Consider the following 17,019-nt stretch of genomic DNA (forward strand, 5'->3'; position numbering starts at 1 on the left):
GTGCGACGCAGGCGTCGGGGACATCGGGACCGTCGGGAGCGACGCCCGGCGGGTCCGGACCGGAGCGGGAGACACCACCCGGATGGGCATCGGGAACGGCACCGGGAGCAGCTCCCGGGGCGTCACCCGGAGCAGCGCCAGGTGCGTCGGCGGGCACGACGCCCGGGGCGTCGGCGGGCACGATGCCCGGGGCGTCGCTGGGTGCGGCGTTGGGAGCGTCGGCAGGCACGCTGCCCGGGTCGCTGCTGGGGACGGCACTGGGTGCCTCGCTGGGAGGGCCGCTGGGGATGGTGCCGCCGGGGTTGTTGCTGGCGACGGGGCAGGTGCTGCCCGTCTCCAGCGTGCACCGGCTCGCCCGCACCTCGACTCTGGTGCGGATCGTCATGAACGCCGACGGGCAGGTCCTCGACATGGGCCGCAAGGTCCGTCTGGCGACTCCTGCCCAGCGGCGGGCCATCTTCGCCCGGTATGCCACGTGCTGGGTCGACGGCTGCCCCCTGCCCGCGACCATGTGCCAGATCGACCACGCCGACAACTGGAGCACCGGCGGGCTCACGGACCTGAAGCTGCTGGGCCCGGCCTGCCAGTTTCACAACCGCGACCGCTACCAGCACCCCGACCGCTACACCCGCCGCAACGTAGGCGAAGACCGCTGGGCCTTCACCTACCACCGCCTCGGGCGAGCCCGACGACTACACGAGTGAGGAGGCCGAAGGTACGGGGGTGGGCAATGCGCAGGGCAAGCCCAGGCGACACGCGGACAGGCCCCGGAGGCTGCGGGCGAGAGGCGAGAGGCGAGAGGCGAGAGGCGAGAGGCGGGAGGCGAGAGGCGCGAGCGTGGGCGACGCACAGGCCGGCCCGGGCGACGCACGGACAGGCCCGGCGGCTGCGGGAGTGAGTGAGCAGCGTAGGCATGCGGTGTAGGCGAGCAGCGCCCAGCGTTGCGTGAGGCTGCCCGCTGGTCTGTGACGCTTGCCGGCCGGTCTGTGACGCCCGTCTGCTGCTCGGTGACACGACTGGGAGGGTGACTCGGAGTGAGTCGCTGTGATCGAATCGGGGTGAGGAGGCTGGCCATGTCACGGTTCACGGGGAAGTTCGCGGTGGTCACCGGCGCGGCGCGGGGTATCGGCGCGGCGATCGCACGGCGGTTGGCCGCGGAGGGCGCGGCGGTGGCCTGCGTGGACCTCACCGCGGATCGGTGTGCCGCGATCGTGGACGAGATCACCGTGACCGGGGGCAGGGCGGTCGCGTTCGGCTGCGATGTCTCCGACAGTGCTCAGGTCGAGGCGCTGGTGCCGGGGGTGATGGCCGAGTTCGGGCAGATCGACGTGCTGGTGAACAACGCCGGGCTGACCCGCGACAACCTGCTGTTCCGCATGTCGGAGGAAGACTGGGAGAAGGTCGTCGACGTGAACCTCAAGAGCGTCTTCCTCATGAGCCGGGCCGTCCAGAAGCACATGGTGGAGCAGCGGTCGGGAGCGATCGTCAACCTGTCGAGCCGGTCGGCGCTGGGAAACCGGGGCCAGGCCAACTATTCGGCGGCCAAGGCGGGCATTCAGGGGCTCACCGCGACCATGGCGATCGAGCTGGGCCCGTTCGGCATCCGGGTGAACGCCGTCGCGCCGGGGTACGTCGCAACGCCGATGACCGAGGCGACGGCCGTACGGCTGGGGGTGACGCCGGAGGAGCACCAGGCGACCATGGCGCAGGCCGTGCCGTTGCGGCGGGTCGGCCAGCCGACGGAAATCGCGTCGGTGGTGGCGTTCTTCGCCTCCGACGACGCGTCGTATGTCACCGGCCAGACGCTCTACGTCAACGGTGGCCCGCGGTAGGGACATGGCCGCGGGCATGAGGATCGGCGTCTTCCTGGTCGCGGCGGGCTTCCCGGGCATGGCGCCGGGGGACGTGCTGCGTGGCACGGCGGAGGCGATCGAGGCGGCCGAACGGGCCGGGTTCGACGACGCCTGGATCGCCGAGCATCACTTCATGTCGTACGGCGTGTGCCCGTCGGCGGTGACGCTGGCGGCCGTGGCGCTGGGCCGGACCTCGCGGATCACGGTGGGCACGGCGGTCAGCGTGCTGTCGGCGCAGCATCCGGTCGCGCTGGCGGAGCAGGCGGCGATCCTCCACCACGTGTCGGACGGCAGGTTCCGGCTCGGCGTGGGGCGAGGCGGGCCATGGCTGGAGCTGGAGGTCTTCGGGACCGGTGTGGCGAGGTTCGAGCGGGGTTTCCCGGAATCGCTCGACCTGCTGTGCACGGCGCTGAACGGTGGGCCGGTGGGGGCGGACGGTGAGTTCTTCCGGTTCAGGGAGGTCTCGATGGTCCCGCAGGCCCGGATGTCGCCGGTCGTCGCCTGCACGTCGGACGCCACGGTCCGGCTCGCCGCCGAACGGGGGCTGCCCATGCTGCTCGGCATGCACATCGGCGACGACGAGAAGGCGGAGATGATCGCCGCCTACGACACGTACGCCGCCTGCCGGGCGGAACCGACAGGCCCGGTGGTGCACATCGGCGCCGCGCTCGGCTACGTGGCGGACACCACCGAGCAGGCCGTACGGGAGATGCGGGAGTCGCTGCCGCGCTGGCTCGGGCCGGGTCTGGCCGGCTATGTGCCCGTGGACGGCCGGCCGCCGCCACGGCGGAACATCCCGGAGTACGTGGACCTGCTGTGCCGGATCCATCCGGTGGGCTCGGCGGAGCACTGCGTGGAGAAGATCGTGGCCACGGCCGCGCGGACCGGGCTGCGGCATCTCATCCTGATGGTCGAGGGTGCCGGAGACCATGCGCGGACGCTGGAGAACATCGCACGCCTCGGCGCGGAGGTGCTTCCAGCCGTGCGAAACAAGGTCTCGCGAGAGCAAGCCGGGGGAGAGCGAGGCCCGGGGGCGGCGTGAACCGGAGCGCCGCCCCCGGGCCGGAGATGATCGGAGCCGGGATCAGCAGTCGACCAGTTCGGGGCTCTGGTTCAGGATCTGCGCGCGGGGAGTGACGAACTCCCGGTACGCCTCGGTGGCGTCGGGGCGGAAGACCGCGACGCGGTGGCAGTTCTGGAAGGCCAGCCGTACGCCGAAGTGCCTTTCGAGGGCGCCGCGCATCGCGTCGCTGGCCAGGCAGCGCAGCAGCTGACCACGAGCGGTCTCGTCGGGCGGCGGCACCTGGTTGTCGGCGAAGTCGGCGCCGGACCGGTCCCGCCGCTCGACCAGCGCGGTGATCGTCGCCCAGGCGTACGGCAGCGAGTCGCGGACGCAGGCGACGAACGCCGCGTCGTCCACCTCACCGGTGCGGGCCTGGTCGAGCAGGTCGTTGGACACGGACAGCGACATGAGCTGTTCTCCTCTCGGCGTCTGCTCAGAGAGCGGGGACGCAGTCGACGGTAGATCGAACTCCGTGGTCCTCCATCTGGCGCGGAGGCGACACGTTCATGAGGCGGCGACGGCGGGGCCGTACACGAAATCGGGGTCGATCTGCGCGACCAGGTCCTCTCCGGTGGCGCGGTTGGCCCACGCGCGGGCGTTCCTGATGTGGAACTCCGCCGCCTGCCTGCCGAACTTCGGCCAGTCCTTGGGCTGTGCGTCGAGCCGGTCGAGCATGGTGGCGAGGGCCAGGTGGGCGGCGGGCTCCAGGTCGTCGAGCGTGAAGGGCCGGCCCTGTTCCATGCCGCGTACGGCGGGGGAGTGGCCGAACCAGGTCAGCAGGTCGTCGCCGACGTGCTCGCGGAGGAAGTCGACGTCCTCCGGCGAGTGGACCTTGTTGCCCAGGACGGCGATCGCGACGTCGAACCCGGCGGCGTGGTCGCGGTATTGCCGGTAGACGCTCACCCCCTGACGGGTGGGCTCGGCCACCAGGAAGGTGAGGTCGAAACGGGTGAACAACCCGGAGGCGAAGGAGTCGGCCCCCGCGGTCATGTCCACCACGACGTACTCGCCGGGGCCGTCGACCAGGTGGTTGAGATAGAGCTCCACCGCGCCCAGCTTGGAGTGGTAGCAGGCGACGCCGAGGTCGTCCTCCTCGAACGGGCCGGTGACCATGAGCGAGACGCCCTCGGCGGAGCACGAGGGGAAGAACGGGTCTCCCAGCCGGATCAGCCGCGAGCCGCGCCCGGGCGGGGTCGTCTTGACCATGGACGCCGCGTCGCGGATCAGCGGGTTGTCGCCGCGCAGGTAGTCCTTGATCTCGGTCAGCATCCCGCCGAGCGGCGGCGGATGTTCGGCCGGGTCCACACCCAGGACCAGGCCGAGGTGCTGGTTGATGTCGGCGTCGATGGCGACGACCGGTCCTCTCCGCGTCGCGTATCTCGCGAACAGCGACGACAACGTGGTCTTGCCGCTTCCGCCCTTGCCGACGAACGCCACCCGCATCATGGCCCCCGATCAGGAATGAAAACCGTTGTCACTTTCACTGTGCGTCATCATGACACACACGACGGAGCGTGCGGGTGGATTTCAGGCCGCGGATGGTGACGGGGTCGCCGGCGGCGGCTGGAAGAGCGCGAGCACCCTGGCGAGCGTGGGCCGCAGGGTGTCCCAGTCGGCGGCGGAGGTGGTCCAGGTGAGCACGCTCGTCGCCGTGGCCGTGGAGATCACCCGGCGGTACTGGTGATACTCCACTCCCTTGGCCAGGTGGTCCCGCGCCGACGCCTTGCGCGGGGTCCAGGTGAACTCCCAGTCGGCGGAAGGACCGTGCTCGCCGTTCACGCTGCGTAGCCGCAGTTTGCGATAGGTCTTGGCCTCCGGACGGAGGATCTCCTCCGCCTCGCCGAGCGCTGCCAGGGGATCGGTGCCCTGCTGCGCGGTCACCTCGACCGTGAACACCGCCCCGCCGTCCCGGGAGCGCCATGAGATCGAGTAGGGCCCGTCCTCGCGGATCCAGCCGCGGGGCACACCGGCCCGCCAGCCGGCGTCGGACGTGTGCCATTTCAGCTTCAGCCGCCGCGCGGGCTGTCCAGAGGCCGACACCGAGACCGAGGGCGACAGAGAGGGCGACAGAGAGGGCGACAGAGAGGGCGACAGGGAGGGAGACTCCAAGGGAGACAGGGAGGTCGGAGCCGGGGTGGCCTTGCCGGGCCGCAGCCCCGCCCATCCTCCGACGGCCCAGCCCCCCACCGCGCAGGCGACGAGCACGGCCACCGCGATCCCGGTGACAAGACGGGCACGACCACGGCGTACGGGCCGAGGCGGGGCGGGCGGCTCGATCTCGGCGAGCAGGCGGTCGGCGGTCTCCGCGTCGATCCGCCGTCTGGGCTCCCGGGCCAGCAGCCCGGCGAGCACCGCGCGCAGTTCCCCGGGCACGTCCTCCGCCTGAAGCACCGGCTGCCCCTGCCCTGAGGGTCCCTGCATCACGGGCGGCCTGCCGGTGACGGCCGTGTGGAGGGTGGCGCCCAGCGACCACAGGTCGGCGGCGACCGTGGGCGGCCCGCCGGCGGCCCGTTCCGGGGCGAGGTACGCCTCGGCGTCACGACCGGACGAATCGGCGGAAGAGCCGGGAGAACCGGGCACCGACACGCCGAAGTCGGCGAGCACCACGCGTCCGTCGTGCGCGAGGAGCACGTTGGCGGGCCGGACGTCGCCATGCCGTACGCCGGCGGCGTGGGCGTGGGTGAGCGCGGACAGCACCGTGCGGGCGATCCGCGCGGCCTCGGCCGGGGGCAGCGGCCCGTCGCCGGAGACCACCCCGTCGAGCGAACGCGACGGGACCAGCTCCGTCACGACGTAGAGGGCGCCGTCCTCGTCGGCGACGTCGTAGACGGCGGCGATGTGGGGGTGACGCAGCCGCTCGGCCTGGCGGGCCTCACGGGAGATCCGCTGGGCGAGCCGCAACCGCGCGCTCTCGCTCAGGTTCGGAGGCAGCAGGACCTCGCGGATCGCGACGGGCCGGTCGAGCAGCGTGTCGCGGCCCTCCCACACCAGCCCGGAGCGGCCGTGGCCGAGGGCGCGGACCAGCCGGTATCGCCTGACGATGAGCTGCCCAGCAGTACCCATCCCGCCTGCCTCTACGCCCCGGCACGTTCCACCTGAATGTGGAGTCTTCCACAACTATCGGGATCAGAGGGGTGGAAGTGATCCGGTTGCGATGTGGGCGAGCGTGACCTCGGTGAGCGTCGCCTGCTCGTGGTCGCGCAGTGCCGTCCAGACGTCGCCGAGGGGCTCGGCGACCCCGTGGAACCCTTCGCTGGCCGGGGGCGCCCCCTCCATGATGAGGACGACGTCGGCGAGCGTGATCTGCTCGGCGGGCCGCGCCAGCCAGTAGCCGCCGTCGGGCCCGCGCTGGCTGTGGATGAGGCCGGCCCGCCGCATCTGCAGCAGGATGTTGTCGAGAAACCGCCGCGGAATGCGCTGCGCGGCCGCGATCCGCTCAGCCGGGACCGGCCCCGGCGCCGCCGCGGCCAGTTCGGCGGCGGCGCGCAGGGCGTATTGGGTCCTAACGGAAAGCCGCATTTCTCACAATCACAGCGCGAGTGCCAGGGACCGGGCGCCCGGGATGGGCCGCAGATGGACGGCGTCGCCAGGCCCGAGACCGAGCCGGTCGGCCTGCTCCCGGGTCACCTGGACCCAGGCGTCCTGCCCGCCGATCTCCACCTCGACGCGCACCTCGAAGCCGAGCCGTACGACGCGGGAGACCACGGCGGGCGAGCCGCCCTCGACGGGGTCGGGGCTGATCTCGATGTCGTGCGGGCGCACCAGGTTGCCGTCGATCTCGGTGACCGGGCCCAGGAAGCGCATCACGAACGGGTTGGCCGGGTTGTCGTACACCTCGGCGGGGCTGCCGGCCTGCACGACCTCGCCACCGGCCAGCACCACGATCGTGTCGGCGACCTCGATGGCCTCCTCCTGGTCGTGGGTGACGAACACGGTGGTGACGTGGACCTCGTCGTGCAGCCGGCGCAGCCACGTGCGCAGTTCCTTGCGCACCTGCGCGTCGAGGGCGCCGAACGGCTCGTCCAGCAGCAGCACCTGGGGCTCCACCGCGAGGGCACGGGCGAGGGCCATGCGCTGGCGCTGGCCCCCCGACAGCTGGGACGGGTAGCGGTCGGCCAGTTTCTCCAGGTGGACGAGCTCCAGCAGCTCCATGACGCGCTTGCGGATCTCGTCCTTGGGCCGCTTGCGGATCTCCAGGCCGAAGGCCACGTTGCGGAAGACCGTGAGGTGCTTGAAGGCGGCGTAGTGCTGGAACACGAAGCCGACGTTGCGCCGCTGCGGGGACAGCCGGGTGGCGTCGACGCCGGAGATCCGCACCGTGCCGGTGTCGGGCCGCTCCAGTCCGGCGATCACCCGCAGCAGCGTCGACTTCCCTCCGCCGCTCGGGCCGAGCAGGGCGGTGAGCGACCCCGCGGCGACATCGAGCGACACGTCGTGCAGGACGGGCGTCGTCCCGAACGACTTGTTCACGTCGCGTACCTCAATTGCCATCGATGCGATCCTTCGGGCGCAGGAGCTTGGTGAGCAGCAGGGTGACCACGGCGATCAGGGCGAGGGCCGTGGCGGCGGCGAACGCGGCCGGCTGGTCGAAGTTCTGGAACCGCTCCTCCACGAACAGCGTCAGCGTCTGGGTCTGGTCGACGAGGCGGCCGGAGACCACCGCGACCGCGCCGTACTCGCCGAGCGAACGGGCCAGGCAGAGCACGATGCCGTAGCCGAGGGCCCAGCGGATGCCGGGGAGCGTGATGCGGATGAACGCCTGGAGACGGCTCGCCCCCAGCGTGTGCGCGGCCTGCTCCTGCTCGTCGCCGAGCTCCTCCAGGACCGGCACGATGGCCCGTACGACGAGGGGCAGCGCCACGAACACCGTGGCCAGCACCATGCCGGGGGTGGAGAAGATCACCTGGATCCCCCAGCTCTCCAGCAGGCCGCCGAAGGGGGCGAAGCGGCCGTACACGAGGATGAGCGCGAGCCCGACGACGACCGGCGAGACGGCCATCGGCAGGTCGATGAACGCCCCCAGCAGCCGCTTGCCGGGGAACCGGTGCCGGACGAGCAGGATCGCGGTGAGGACCCCGAAGACCGTGTTGGCCACGACCGCCCATCCGGCGACCGTCACCGTGACCTTGAACGCGTGCAGGGCCGACGGGGAGGTCAGGGCCTCGACGAACGGCCCCAGCCCGTCGCCGAAGGTCCGCCAGACGATCAGGATCACGGGCAGGACCAGCAGGAACAGGACGTAGGCGACGGCGACCAGGCGCAGGGCATGCTTAGCCACGGCGGCTCCCCCAGCGCTGCAGGACGTCGAGGGAGATCAGCGCGACCAGGGCCACCACGAGCAGGACCGTCGAGATCGCGGCCGCACCGGTCGTGTTGTCGCCCTCGATCTGGCTGAAGATGTTCACCGCCGCCACCTGTGTCTTGAACGGCAGGTTGCCCGAGATGAGCACGGTCGAGCCGAACTCGGAGATCGCCCGGGTGAAGGCGAGCGCGGTGCCGGAGAGCATCGCGGGGATCAGGTTCGGCAGGATGACCCGGCGGAAGGTCTGGAACGGCCCCGCGCCGAGGGAGGCCGCCGCCTGCTCCATCTCCGTGTCGAGCTCCAGCAGGACCGGCTGCACGGTACGGACGACGAACGGCAGTGTGACGAACATCAGTGCCAGCACCACTCCGGCCCTGCTGTAGGCGAGGTTGATCCCGAGCGGGGACTGCGGGCCGTACAACGCGAGCAGGACGAGACCGGCGACGATCGTCGGCAGTGCGAACGGCAGGTCGATGATCGTGTCGAGCACCCGCCGGCCGGGGAAACGGTCGCGGACCAGCACCCAGGCGATCGCGGTGCCCATGACCAGGTTGATCAGGGCGACGAGCGCGGAGGCGCCGATGGTCAGGGTGAGCGCCGCCCAGGCGTCGGGGGTGGTGACGGAGCGCCAGAAATACCCGGGCCCCTGGTCGGCCGAGCGCCAGACGACGGCGGCCAGCGGGATCAGGACGATCAGGCTCAGGTAGAGGACCGCGACGCCGAGGCCGGCGGCGGTGCCGCCGGCCAGGCGCCGGGCAGGTCGTACGGTGATCGCGGTCACTTGCGCGTCACTTACTTCTCGGTGGCCACGCCGAGCTTGCGCTCGATCTCCGCGACCTTGCCGGTCTTCGAGTCGAAGAACTCAGATGTGATCTTGTCCCAGCCGCCGAGGTCCTGGATCGTGAAGAGCTGCGGCGGCGTCACCCAGTTGAAGCCGGTGACACCGTCGATCACCGGGCGGTAGCCGTTCTTCGCGAAGATCGTCTGGGCTTCGGTGGTGTAGAGGAACTTCAGGAAGGCCTGGGCCTCCTTGGGGTGGGCGCTGGTCTTCGTCACGGCCACGGGGTTCTCGATGAGGAGCGTCGCGTCCGGGATGGTGTAGTCGAGCTCCTGGCCGTTCTGCTGGGCGAATATGGCCTCGTTCTCGTACGTGAGGAGCGCGTCGCCCTTGCCGCCGGCGAAGGTCTGCAGCGCCTTGCGGCCGCTGTCGTCCTGGACCGGCACGTTCTTGAGCAGTGCGTCGAGGTAGGCGAGCCCGGCGGCCTGGTCGGCGCCCTTGTTCGACTTGGCGCCGTAGCCCGCGAGGAGGTTCCAGCGCGCGGCGCCGGAGGTGAAGGGGTTGGGGGTGAGCACCTCGACGCCCGGCTTGACGAGGTCGTCCCAGGTCTTGAGGCCCTTCGGGTTGCCCTTGCGGGTGCCGATGACGACGACGGAGTCGGTGAGGATGCCCTTGGTGGGGCCCGAGTTCCAGTCCTCCGCGACGATGCCGGCCTTGACCAGCCGGGTGATGTCGGTCTCCAGAGAGAACTCGACGATGTCCGCCTTGAGGCCGTTCGCGACGGCCCGGCTCTGGTCGCCGGACGCGCCGTACGACTGAGTGAAGGTGATGTTCTTGCCCTCGGGCGTCTGCTGGAACGCCTTGATGACGTCCTCGAACGCCGCCTGGGGGGTGGAGTAGGTGACCAGCGCCAACTGCACCTTGCCCCCGCCGTCGCCCCCGGCGGCGTTGTCGCCTCCCCCGCAGGCGGTGACCAGGGTGGTCGTCGCCACGATGGCGGCTGCGATGGCCCCGAGCCTGCGCACTCTCATGCCTGTCCTCTATTCCGGAGATTCCTACCTAGTCAGTCGGATTAGTCGATATTAAAGACCGTTCCAGCAATCCCGTCAAGTCCGGTGGGTTTGCTGGGGTTGTTACGGACGTGACAAATCTGCTTCCAGTGATTGTTGTGAAATTTCCAGACAGGACGTGTCGACCAGTGCTAGGAACGTTCGCTATTGGGACACGACCCAAAAGCTCACTGAGGAAGGACCTTCATGCGCGACCCGGTCACCGAGGACGCCTACGAGCAGGACGGCTCCTACCTCCGGCCGTATATCCCGGGCGAAGGCCAGTACGGCGGGGAGGGAGACCGGTTCTGGTCCGAGGAGCAGGACGAGCACGCGCTCGGCGGCGCGCCGGGCGATCAGGGCGACGTGCTGTCGGAGGGCTGGCGGCCCGAGCAGCCCGCGCAGACCCCCGCCGACCACGCCGACCAGGATGACTACGCCGCCGGACGCATGCCGCGGTTCCGGTCCGAGGAACCGTCGACCGGCGAGGAGTACGGCACCGAGTACGGGCGCACCGAGTACGCGAGCGGCACCGAGTACGCGAGCGGCACAGAATACGCGAGCGGCACTGAATACGCGGGTGGCAGGGAGTACACGGGCGACGGTGACACCGATCCCCGTGGCTTCCTCGGCTCCGGCTGGCGCAACGCCCCCGACGAGGATGACGACGACGACCGTCCCCGGCGCGGCGGGATGCTGCTGCGCGCCGGTCTGATCGCCGTCGGCGCCCTGGGCGTCATCTGGGCGCTGGCGCTGTGGGTCGGGCAGCCCTCCGGGGATGAGTGCGCGGGCGGGACGGACTGCACCGCCAAGGCGGGCACGGCCGCGACGGCCCCGGCCTCGCCGGCCGCCGACGACGCCGCGGCCGGGGACTCCGACGCGGTGTCCACCGACGAGCCCGTCGACGAGGCGATCGACGAGCCCACCGACGAGCCCACCGGCGGGGTGCCGACCGACGCCCCCACGTCCGCGCCCGCCCAGACCCGGCCCGCGACGTCCGGAACGTCGGCGCCCACGGCGTCGTCCGCGCCCACCCACGCGTCGCGCTCCCACGCGCAGGACCCCGGTTCCCAGGGCGGCGACACCCCGCGCCCGTCACGGTCACGCGTGGCGGTCGACACCAATGACCATTCGTCCGCCGGTGACCGGTCGGACGAGCAGACCTCGGGGACGGACACCGGGGACGACACGGATTCCACCTCCGATCCGGCCACCGAGCAGCCGACCAGCGCGCCCGCTCCCACGCAGGAGTCGTCGGGCGGCCGGGGCGGCGGCCTGTTCGGCTGGCTCTTCGGTTAGTCAGCTGGCCGTGCAGCTGTCCTGAGTGGCGTCGAAGCCCTCCACGTCGTCGAGCGTCTTGGGGGGCTTCAAGCCCTGCCAGTCGGCCCCGATCCCGAGGATGAGGGTCTGCGTGGTGCCCGTGCGCACCAGGCGCGACCGCGACTTCTTGAGCTCGCGGAACAGCCGGGACGCGCGGCTCTCGCCGTTCGACGAGTACGCGACGAGGGTCTTGGGGTACGGCTTGGGCGCCTGTTCGACCTTGACGATGTGGTAGCCGCGCTGCTCCAGCTCGGCGGCCACCTGGGTGCCGAGCCCCTGCTGCCCGCTGCCGTTGCGGACCAGGATGTGGATCTGCGACTTGGGGATCTTCTGCTCGCCGCTCTTGACGTTCTTGGCGATCTGGTCGGCGGCGACCATCTTGAACAGGCGCTGGGCCTGCGGCTGCACCCACTCGACCCGGCCGGGGTTGGTGATCGAGTAGCGCCACGGGGTGGTGACGAAGCGGATCTGCCCCGCGGTCAGGCCCTTCGCGCTCATCGCGAGGTCCTTCATCACGCCGACCGTGAGGTCGGGGTCGGTGGTGATCGACTTGGTCACCGCGTCGAGGAACCCGAACAGCGTCGTGGGGTTGGTCAGCGTCTCGCCGCTCATGGCCTTCTTGGCCATCGAGGCGAGGAACATCTGCTGGCGCTGGATGCGGCCGATGTCGGAGCCGTCGCCGAGCGAGTAGCGGGCGCGGACGTATCCGAGCGCCTGCTCGCCCTTGAGGGTCTGCTTGCCCGCGGGGAGGTCGAGCAGCGCCTTCTTGTCGTGGACGGCCTGCGGCAGGCAGACCTGCACGCCGCCGAGCGCGTTCACCATCGCCTTGAAGCCGGTGAAGTCCACCTTCACGAAGTGGTCGATGTGGATGTCGGTGAGGCCCTCGATCGTCTTCCAGGTGCAGGCGATGCCGCCGGAGTTGAACGACTCGTTGATCATCCCGATGTGCGGCCGCTGACCCGGCAGGTTGCCCTTGGCCGGGCAGGCGGGGAGGCGGACGAGCGAGTCGCGCGGGAAGCTGATCAGCACCGCGCCGTCCCGGTTCGGGGAGATGTGCGCCACGATGATCGTGTCGGTGCGCTCGCCGGGGAACTTGCCATATTTGGCGTTCGCGCCGTTGCGCTGGTCCGAGCCGACGATCAGCACGTTGAGCGCCTTGCTGATCTTCTGCGGGCGGGCCTTGCCTCCGAGGTCCTTCTGGGTCACCGTCTCGTGCTTGACGTTGCCGCTCAGCTTGACGTACCCGCCGACGGCGAAGGTGGCGGCGCCGGTGAGCACGCCCAGCGCTCCGGACAGCGTGACCCATAACCATGGCCGCCATTTGGGCGGCGTCCGTTGCGGCGGCGCCGGGAGGTCCTCCGCCGGGGGCGCGGGACGGACGTCGACGTGACCCACTGTCGTGCTCCTGAGGGTCGGACCAGGCGTTTCTCACCTGGTCGAGAGCCAGTAGCGGCAAACGGGGCCAAGTGTAGCGATCTCCCCTGAACGTCACCTTTAGAACCCGATAACCATCCTGTAAGTGTAGAACCCGATAACCATCCTGTAAGTGGTGATCAAGCCCGTCCGCCCCGGCTGCCCGGAGACGTCGCCGGAGGCTAGGGGGGCGGCGCGGTGCTGCCGCGGGTGGTCAGGCGCGGGGCCTCGTCCTCCAGGGGTTCGGCCTCCACGCCGTCGATCAGCGCGAGCAGGCGCTGCGCCGCGTGCGCGCCGTACGCCGGGATGTCGCGGGTGAGCACGGTCAGCGGCGGACGGACGACCTGGCAGAGCGGGGAGTCGTCCCACGCGACGATGGACAGGTCGGCCGGCACGTCGAGCCGCATCTCCTGGGCGACGGACAGGCCGGCCACGGCCATGATGTCGTTGTCGAAGACGATCGCCGTGGGCCGCTCGGGCGAGCTGAGCAGCCGCCGGGCGGCCCGCGCGCCCTCCTCGCCCGTGTAATCGGTGTGCACGATCGGGCAGGCGTCCAGCCCGAGGCCCGCGCAGACGTCGTCGAACGCCCGGTCGCGGATCGCGGTGTGCGACAGCCGGGGGAGCCCGGCGACGCGGGCGATCCGCCGGTGCCCGAGCGCGACGAGATACTCCACCGTCTCGCGTACGGCCGCGCGGTCGTCGGCCCAGACCGACACGAGCGATCCGGCGGCCGAGGGGTGCCCGAGGACGACGACGGGCATGCGCATCTCCTCCACCTGCGGCACGCGGGAGTCGTCGAGGTGGAGGTCGACGAGGATCGCGCCGTCCACCCGGCCCTCTCCCCACCAGCGGCGGTAGACGCCCATCTCGGCCTCGTGGTCGCCGACCACCTGGAGCAGCAGGGCGTAGGAGCGGGCGGACAGCTCGGCCTCGATGCCGCTGATCAGTTCCATGAAGAACGGCTCGACGCCGAGGAACCGGGCGGGCCGGCACAGGGCGAGGCCCACGGCGTGCGCGCGGGCGCCGTTGAGCGCCCTGGCCGCGATGTTCGGGCGCCAGCCGATCTCGTTCGCGATGGCCAGGATGCGGGCCCTGGTCGCTTCCGACACCCCCGGCTGGCCGTTCAGGGCGTACGAGACCGCGCCCTTGGAGACTCCCGCCTGCCGTGCGATGTCCGCGATGGTCGGTCTTCTCACGTGTCCCCTCGGCTGAACCGGTCCAGTGACCCTCACCTTACTACCGTTACTTTGCCTACATCTTCCCCTATTGACACCGGCGACATCCGGATTTTACGGTCTCGGTACTTATCCGGTTCAGCACCTACGGCACAGCGAGCGAGCGGTGCGGACCGCAGATCATCGGGGCCTGGCAGGGATTGCGGACCCCGCGCGGTGTCGCGTGGGGGAAGGAGAGTCACCATGCGAAACCGAACGCGGTTCTTTATACCGGTGCTGGCAGCCGGCCTGTTAACCGCGGCGTGCTCGGGCGGCGGAGGGTCGTCCACGCCGACCGGCCCGGCGGCCGGAGGCGCGGCGGGAGGCGGCGCGGCCGCGGGCGGCAGCGGCGGGGCGTTCCCCCGCGACGAGACCCTCTACACCAGCGGCACCCAATGGGGACCGCCCGCCAACTGGAACCCGCTGCGCGAGTGGGACTTCGCCACCGGGACCAAGGGCCTGGTCTACGAGACGCTGTTCATGTACGACCCGAACGCCGACAAGTTCACGCCGTGGCTGGCCGAGAGCGGCCAGTGGACCGGCGACCTGGAGTACACGCTCAAGCTGCGCAAGGGCATCACGTGGTCGGACGGCAAGCCGTTCACCGCCGACGACGTGATCTTCACGTTCGAGCTCGGCAAGATGGAGACCGTCCCCTATCACCCGCTCTGGGACTGGATGAAGAGCGCCGAGAAGGTGGACGACTACACGATCAAGTTCACCTTCGTCACGGCCAACCACCAGGAGTGGGCCAACCACCTCTACAGCCGGGCCATCGTCCCCAAGCACCTGTGGGAGGGGCGGTCCGAGGACGAGGTGATGAACGGGGTCAACGAGAAGCCCGTCGGCACCGGCCCGTACGCGTACCAGTCGCACGACCAGGACCGCATGGTCTGGGTCAAGCGTGACGGCTGGTGGGCCACGAAGGCGCTGAACAAGGACGTCAAGCCCAAGTACATCGTCGACATCGTCAACTCCAGCAACGAGGTCGCGATGGGCCTGCTGCTGCAGAAGGGCCTCGACCTCAGCAACAACTTCCTGCCGGGCATCGCCAACCTGGTCAAGGGCAACTTCGGCATCAGGACCTTCTACGACCAGCCGCCGTACATGCTGCCGGCGAACACCACCTGGATGTGGTTCAACACGGCGAAGAAGCCGATGGACGACAAGGAGTTCCGCAAGGCGGTCGCCTACGCCATCGACACCAAGAAGATCGTCGAGGGTGTCTACGGCAACCTGGTCAAGGCGTCCGACCCGTCCGGCCTGCTGCCGCAGTGGGACAAGTACGTCGACAAGAACGTCACCTCGACGCTCGGCTTCTCCTACAACCCGGACAAGGCCAAGCAGCTGCTCGCCGACGCCGGTTACAAGGACCGCAACGGCGACGGGCTGGTGGAGTCGCCGAGCGGCGCCAAGATCTCGCTGAAGCTGATCGTGCCCGCCGGGTGGACCGACTGGATGGAGGCGGCCAGGGTCATCAGCTCCAGCGCCAAGGCCGCGGGCATCGACATCGAGGCCGACTTCCCCGACTACAACGCGCTCGTCGACGTGCGCAACCAGGGCAAGTTCGACCTCGTCCTGAACAACGACAAGCAGCTCGCGAACACCCCCTGGCTGTACTACGACTACCTGTTCCGGCTGCCGGTGCAGAAGCTGCAGAGCACGACGAACTTCGGCCGCTACGAGAACAAGCGGGCGTGGGAGCTCACGCAGCAGCTCGACCAGGTCAAGCCCGAGGACGTCGAGGGCATGAAGAAGATCACCTCGGAGCTGCAGAAGATCCAGCTTGAGGACATGCCGGTCGTCCCGCTCTGGTACAACGGCCTGTGGTCCCAGACCACCGACTCGACCTGGAAGAACTGGCCCACCAGCGCGCCGGACGCGCCGAAGTATCCGCCGACGGTGTGGCGCAACTGGCTGGAGATGGGCGGCACGCTCATGCTCACCGAACTCCAGCCGGCCTCCGCAGGCTGATCTTCTCGCGCCCCCCTTCCATCCCCTGCGTACGGGAGGGGGGCGCCGTTCTGCGACCGGGAGGTCGAATTGCGCCGCTATTTCGGCAGAAAACTACTCATCTACGGCCTGACGTTCTTCGTGGCCGTGACCATCAACTGGATGATCCCGCGGTTCATGCCGGGCGACCCCGTGTCGAGCATGCTCTCGCGGGCCAACGTCGCCCAGCCGGCGGCCGTCGAGGCCATGCGGGCGCACTACACCGCGATGTTCGGCTTCGACCTGCCGCTGTGGCAGCAGTACCTCAACTTCTGGGGCTCGCTGCTCAAGGGCGACCTCGGCATCAGCATCTGGCTGTTCCCGACGCCGGTGTCCGACGTCATCGTCAGGGCGGTGCCGTACACGCTGGGCCTGCTGATCCCGTCCATCCTGCTGAGCTGGTTCGCGGGCAACCGGTTCGGCGCGTTCGCCGCGCGGCGCAGGTGGCTCGACAACAGCGTGCTGCCCGTCGGCTACGTGCTGACGGCCACGCCGTACATGTGGCTTGCGATCCTGCTGGCCTGGGCGCTCGGCATCGTCGCGGGCGTGTTCCCGGTCGCCGGGGCCTACGGCTTCGACCTGCAGCCGTCCCTGTCGTGGACGTTCGTCGGCAGCCTCGCCGAGCACTGGTTCCTGCCGTTCGCCTCGCTGTTCCTGGTCGCGTTCGGCGGCTGGGCCATCGGCATGCGCAACATGATCATCTATGAGCTCGAGGCGGACTACGTCAACTACCTGCGGGCGCTCGGCGCTCCGGCGCGGCTGGTGCGGCGCTACGCCTTCAGGAACGCGATCCTGCCCCAGGTGACCGGCCTGGCCCTGCAACTCGGCGTGCTCGTGGCGGGCGCGCTGGTCACGGAAATCGTCTTCAGTTATCCCGGGCTGGGGCACCTGATCCTCCAGGCCATCCAGAACCAGGACTTCTTCCTGCTGCAGGGCACCTTCCTGTTCATCGTCATCGGCGTGCTGATCGCCAACTTCGTCATCGACATCGCGTACGTCCTGGTGGACCCGCGCACCCGTACGGGGATGGGGGAA

General features: G+C 70.0%; 16 protein-coding genes and 1 pseudogene. 6 read left to right on the plus strand and 11 right to left on the minus strand.

Annotated features, from left to right (window positions below; translation table 11 throughout):
• Positions 1 to 229, minus strand: a pseudogene (locus HCK04_RS41660) (hypothetical protein); the annotation flags it as partial.
• Here HCK04_RS41660 and HCK04_RS38900 point away from each other — a divergent pair.
• The 3 genes from HCK04_RS38900 to HCK04_RS38910 all read left to right on the plus strand — a co-directional run bounded on the left by HCK04_RS38900 (position 210) and on the right by HCK04_RS38910 (position 2,895).
• Positions 210 to 704 (plus strand): HNH endonuclease signature motif containing protein, encoded by a 495-nt coding sequence (locus HCK04_RS38900; protein WP_168066619.1) that lies wholly within the window; start codon positions 210 to 212, stop codon positions 702 to 704. The pseudogene HCK04_RS41660 and the gene HCK04_RS38900 overlap by 20 nt on opposite strands.
• Positions 705 to 1,073: 369 nt before the next feature.
• A complete protein-coding gene (locus HCK04_RS38905) occupies positions 1,074 to 1,832 on the plus strand; it encodes a glucose 1-dehydrogenase (RefSeq protein ID WP_142652534.1) in 759 nt (252 codons plus the stop codon).
• Between the two features lie 16 nt (positions 1,833 to 1,848).
• Complete coding sequence (locus HCK04_RS38910) at positions 1,849 to 2,895, plus strand: LLM class flavin-dependent oxidoreductase (protein ID WP_142652535.1); 1,047 nt, start codon at positions 1,849 to 1,851, stop codon at positions 2,893 to 2,895.
• Between the two features lie 42 nt (positions 2,896 to 2,937).
• Here HCK04_RS38910 and HCK04_RS38915 read toward each other — a convergent pair whose 3' ends face one another.
• The 8 genes from HCK04_RS38915 to HCK04_RS38950 all read right to left on the minus strand — a co-directional run bounded on the left by HCK04_RS38915 (position 2,938) and on the right by HCK04_RS38950 (position 10,027).
• A complete protein-coding gene (locus HCK04_RS38915; protein ID WP_142652536.1) occupies positions 2,938 to 3,324 on the minus strand; it encodes an SCO5389 family protein in 387 nt (128 codons plus the stop codon).
• A gap of 96 nt (positions 3,325 to 3,420) precedes the next feature.
• Positions 3,421 to 4,359, minus strand: a complete 939-nt coding sequence (locus HCK04_RS38920; RefSeq protein WP_142652549.1) for an ATP-binding protein — start codon at positions 4,357 to 4,359, stop codon at positions 3,421 to 3,423.
• An 84-nt stretch (positions 4,360 to 4,443) separates the two neighbouring features.
• Entirely contained in the window at positions 4,444 to 5,979 is a 1,536-nt protein-coding gene (locus HCK04_RS38925) for a serine/threonine-protein kinase (protein ID WP_142652537.1), read from the minus strand.
• A 63-nt stretch (positions 5,980 to 6,042) separates the two neighbouring features.
• Entirely contained in the window at positions 6,043 to 6,435 is a 393-nt protein-coding gene (locus HCK04_RS38930; protein WP_142652538.1) for an Rrf2 family transcriptional regulator, read from the minus strand.
• 9 nt (positions 6,436 to 6,444) lie between these two features.
• Positions 6,445 to 7,407, minus strand: a complete 963-nt coding sequence (locus HCK04_RS38935) for a sulfate ABC transporter ATP-binding protein (RefSeq protein ID WP_142652539.1) — start codon at positions 7,405 to 7,407, stop codon at positions 6,445 to 6,447.
• Complete coding sequence (locus HCK04_RS38940) at positions 7,397 to 8,194, minus strand: sulfate ABC transporter permease subunit (RefSeq protein WP_142652540.1); 798 nt, start codon at positions 8,192 to 8,194, stop codon at positions 7,397 to 7,399. The genes HCK04_RS38935 and HCK04_RS38940 overlap by 11 nt, the downstream gene beginning before the upstream one ends.
• A complete protein-coding gene (gene cysT / locus HCK04_RS38945; RefSeq protein ID WP_142652541.1) occupies positions 8,187 to 8,999 on the minus strand; it encodes a sulfate ABC transporter permease subunit CysT in 813 nt (270 codons plus the stop codon). Before cysT ends, HCK04_RS38940 begins: the two co-directional genes overlap by 8 nt.
• An 11-nt stretch (positions 9,000 to 9,010) precedes the next feature.
• Positions 9,011 to 10,027 carry a sulfate ABC transporter substrate-binding protein gene (locus HCK04_RS38950; protein ID WP_142652542.1) on the minus strand — a complete coding sequence of 339 codons (1,017 nt, stop codon included), beginning with the start codon at positions 10,025 to 10,027 and terminating at the stop codon, positions 9,011 to 9,013.
• A gap of 225 nt (positions 10,028 to 10,252) precedes the next feature.
• Between HCK04_RS38950 and HCK04_RS38955 the strand changes: the two genes are divergently transcribed.
• Positions 10,253 to 11,344, plus strand: a complete 1,092-nt coding sequence (locus tag HCK04_RS38955) for a hypothetical protein (RefSeq protein ID WP_168066621.1) — start codon at positions 10,253 to 10,255, stop codon at positions 11,342 to 11,344.
• On the opposite strand, the gene HCK04_RS38960 is transcribed toward HCK04_RS38955, so the two are convergent.
• On the minus strand, positions 11,345 to 12,760 hold the full coding sequence (locus tag HCK04_RS38960) for an LCP family protein (protein WP_142652545.1): 1,416 nt from the start codon (positions 12,758 to 12,760) through the stop codon (positions 11,345 to 11,347).
• A gap of 200 nt (positions 12,761 to 12,960) precedes the next feature.
• Positions 12,961 to 13,974, minus strand: coding sequence for a LacI family DNA-binding transcriptional regulator (locus HCK04_RS38965; RefSeq protein ID WP_142652546.1), 1,014 nt, complete (start codon positions 13,972 to 13,974; stop codon positions 12,961 to 12,963).
• Between the two features lie 222 nt (positions 13,975 to 14,196).
• Here HCK04_RS38965 and HCK04_RS38970 point away from each other — a divergent pair, with 222 nt between their 5' ends.
• Positions 14,197 to 15,966, plus strand: coding sequence for an ABC transporter substrate-binding protein (locus HCK04_RS38970; RefSeq protein WP_142652547.1), 1,770 nt, complete (start codon positions 14,197 to 14,199; stop codon positions 15,964 to 15,966).
• 69 nt (positions 15,967 to 16,035) lie between these two features.
• Positions 16,036 to 17,019: ABC transporter permease (locus HCK04_RS38975; protein WP_142652548.1), on the plus strand; the 984-nt coding region annotated here is incomplete at its 3' end.

Source organism: Microbispora sp. CL1-1, assembly GCF_012034195.1.
Taxonomy (GTDB): domain Bacteria; phylum Actinomycetota; class Actinomycetes; order Streptosporangiales; family Streptosporangiaceae; genus Microbispora.

Excerpts from the sequence above, each read along its gene's own strand:
- HCK04_RS38955 (WP_168066621.1), top strand. The coding sequence starts at position 10,253 with ATGCGCGACCCGGTCACCGAGGACGCCTACGAGCAGGACGGCTCCTAC.
- HCK04_RS38925 (WP_142652537.1), bottom strand. The coding sequence starts at position 5,979 with ATGGGTACTGCTGGGCAGCTCATCGTCAGGCGATACCGGCTGGTCCGC.
- HCK04_RS38950 (WP_142652542.1), bottom strand. The coding sequence starts at position 10,027 with ATGAGAGTGCGCAGGCTCGGGGCCATCGCAGCCGCCATCGTGGCGACG.
- HCK04_RS38930 (WP_142652538.1), bottom strand. The coding sequence starts at position 6,435 with ATGCGGCTTTCCGTTAGGACCCAATACGCCCTGCGCGCCGCCGCCGAA.
- HCK04_RS38935 (WP_142652539.1), bottom strand. The coding sequence starts at position 7,407 with ATGGCAATTGAGGTACGCGACGTGAACAAGTCGTTCGGGACGACGCCC.
- HCK04_RS38920 (WP_142652549.1), bottom strand. The coding sequence starts at position 4,359 with ATGCGGGTGGCGTTCGTCGGCAAGGGCGGAAGCGGCAAGACCACGTTG.
- HCK04_RS38915 (WP_142652536.1), bottom strand. The coding sequence starts at position 3,324 with ATGTCGCTGTCCGTGTCCAACGACCTGCTCGACCAGGCCCGCACCGGT.
- HCK04_RS38905 (WP_142652534.1), top strand. The coding sequence starts at position 1,074 with ATGTCACGGTTCACGGGGAAGTTCGCGGTGGTCACCGGCGCGGCGCGG.
- HCK04_RS38910 (WP_142652535.1), top strand. The coding sequence starts at position 1,849 with ATGAGGATCGGCGTCTTCCTGGTCGCGGCGGGCTTCCCGGGCATGGCG.
- HCK04_RS38970 (WP_142652547.1), top strand. The coding sequence starts at position 14,197 with ATGCGAAACCGAACGCGGTTCTTTATACCGGTGCTGGCAGCCGGCCTG.